This is a genomic window from Limimaricola litoreus, assembly GCF_024159025.1.
GTDB lineage: Bacteria > Pseudomonadota > Alphaproteobacteria > Rhodobacterales > Rhodobacteraceae > Limimaricola > Limimaricola litoreus.
The window spans coordinates 1-2,121 of sequence record NZ_JAMYXC010000206.1 but is presented as its reverse complement, the minus strand read 5'-3'; the positions used below and the strand labels follow the sequence as shown (position 1 = coordinate 2,121).

Genomic DNA, 2,121 nt, shown 5'->3' with positions numbered 1-2,121 from the left:
ACCAGGAACTCACGAACAACCCGTTCAATCCGCTGACCCCGGCCAAGACCTTCGACGAGATCAAGGTGAGCCTCGCGCCCTCGCGCGCCAGCCCCTCGGTCAGCGCGCGCACCGTCTCCGCGAAATTGGCGCTGTTGAGCGCGGGCACGGTGACGGCGACGAAGCCGGTGCGCGACTGGCGCAGGTTCGCCGCCGTGGCGTCGAAGACATAGCCCAGCTCCTCGGCCTTTCGCAGGATCCTGTCGCGGGTCTCGGGCCGGACGCTGTCATCGCCCTTGAAGGCGCGCGAGACCGTCATGGCCGAGACCCCGACGGCGCGGGCGACGTCGGCCATGCGGATCGCCGCGCCGCGGGGGGGCTTGGGGCTCATGCCGGGGTCCTGCGGCCGGGGCGGATCAGAGCGAGACGCTGATCGCGCCGTCGACGTAGAGCACGTGGCCGTTGACGAAGCTCGACGCCTCGGACGACAGAAAGACGCAGGCGCCGACCAGCTCGTCGACATTGCCCCAGCGCCCGGCGGGGGTGCGCTTTTCGAGCCAGCCGGAGAACTCGGGATCGGCAACGAGGGCCGCGTTGAGCGGCGTGTCGAAATAGCCCGGAGCGATGGCGTTGCACTGCAGCCCGTGCCTTGCCCAGTCGGTCGCCATGCCCTTGGTCAGGTTGCCCACCGCGCCCTTGGTGGCGGTGTAGGGGGCGATGCCGGGGCGGGCGAGGGCGGTCTGCACCGAGCAGATGTTGATGATCTTGCCGCGCCCGCGCCCGATCATGTGGCGCGCCGCCGCCTGACCCACGTGGAAGACCGAGGCGATGTTGGTCTGCAAGAGCGCCTCGAAGCGATCGGCGGGGAACTCTTCGAGCGGGGTGCGGTGCTGCATGCCCGCGTTGTTGACGAGGATGTCGATGGCGCCGCTCTGCGCCTCGAAGCCGTCGATCGCGGTGCGCACATCCTCGTGGCGGGTGGCGTCGAAGCACAGCGTCGCGATCTCGGCCTCGGGCAGCTCGGCGGCGAGGGTCTCGCGCGCCTGTTCCAGCCGCGCGGCATCGCGCCCGTTGAGCACCACGCCGGCCCCGGCCTGCGCCAGCCCGCGGGCCAAGGCATAGCCGATCCCCTGCGAGGAGCCGGTGATCAGCGCGCGTTGGCCGGCAAGGCCGAACATGGACTCGAGATAGGCTTGGCCTTGCAGCATCGGGCTCTCCTGAATGTGGACATCGGCGTTGTCCCCATCTATGTTATCGATAACAATGCAAGTCAAGACGGGTCTGGCACGGCCATGCCCCGCGCATATGAAAGAGAGGGACCATGCCGCAGCCGCTCATATCCGCCCCCAAAGCCTGCCGCTTTCGCGGTCATCATGGCCGGTGCGCCCGATGAAGGCCGTCGTCATCCACGCCGCGCGTGACCTGCGGATCGAGGAGCGGCCCGAGGAGGCGCTCGGGGCCGGGCAGCTGCGGGTCGCGGTGGCGCGGGGCGGGATCTGCGGCTCGGACCTGCATTATTTCTCGCATGGCGGCTTCGGCGCGGTGCGGCTGCGCGAGCCGATGATCCTCGGCCACGAGGTGTCGGGCCATGTCGTGGCCTGCGGCGAGGGAGTGGAGGGGCTCTCGGTGGGCGATCTCGTCGCGGTTTCGCCCTCGCGCCCCTGCGGCGGCTGCGCGCAGTGCCATGCCGGCCTTCCGAACCATTGCGAGAACATGCGGTTCTATGGCTCCGCCATGCCGTTTCCGCATATCCAGGGCGCGTTCCGACAGGAGTTGGTGGTCGATGCGGCGCAATGCGTGCCCGCGCAGGGGCTGACGCCGGGCGAGGCGGCGATGGCCGAACCGCTGGCGGTGGTGTTGCACGCGGCGCGCCGGGCCGGTCCGCTGATGGGCAAGCGGGTGCTGGTTACGGGCTGCGGGCCGATCGGGCTCCTGGCGATCTTGGCGGCGCGCCACGCGGGCGCGGGGGAGATCGTGGCGACCGATCTGAGTGACTTCACGCTGGAGACCGCGCGCGCGATCGGGGCGGATGCGACCCTCAACACCGGCACCGAGCCGGAGGCGCTCTCGCCCCATGCCCAAGGCAAGGGCAGCTTCGATGTCCTGTTCGAATGCACCGGCGTGGCGGCGGCCATCGCGCCG

Annotated in this window: 2 protein-coding genes; one reads left to right on the top strand and one right to left on the bottom strand. The window is 70.2% G+C overall.

Annotated features, from left to right (window positions below):
* Window positions 1-395 precede the first annotated feature (395 nt).
* The gene (locus NHG85_RS13335; RefSeq protein ID WP_253333145.1) at window positions 396-1,187 is read right to left on the bottom strand and encodes an SDR family oxidoreductase; all 792 of its coding nucleotides are present in this window, start codon (window positions 1,185-1,187) and stop codon (window positions 396-398) included.
* Window positions 1,188-1,368: 181 nt separating this feature from the next.
* On the opposite strand from NHG85_RS13335, the gene NHG85_RS13330 reads away from it, so the two are divergent.
* Window positions 1,369-2,121 (top strand): L-idonate 5-dehydrogenase (locus tag NHG85_RS13330; RefSeq protein ID WP_253333143.1); only part of this gene is annotated, 753 nt, incomplete at its 3' end.

Bases quoted from the DNA above. Each gene is read 5' to 3' on its own strand.
- NHG85_RS13335 (WP_253333145.1), bottom strand. From the start codon at position 1,187: ATGCTGCAAGGCCAAGCCTATCTCGAGTCCATGTTCGGCCTTGCCGGC.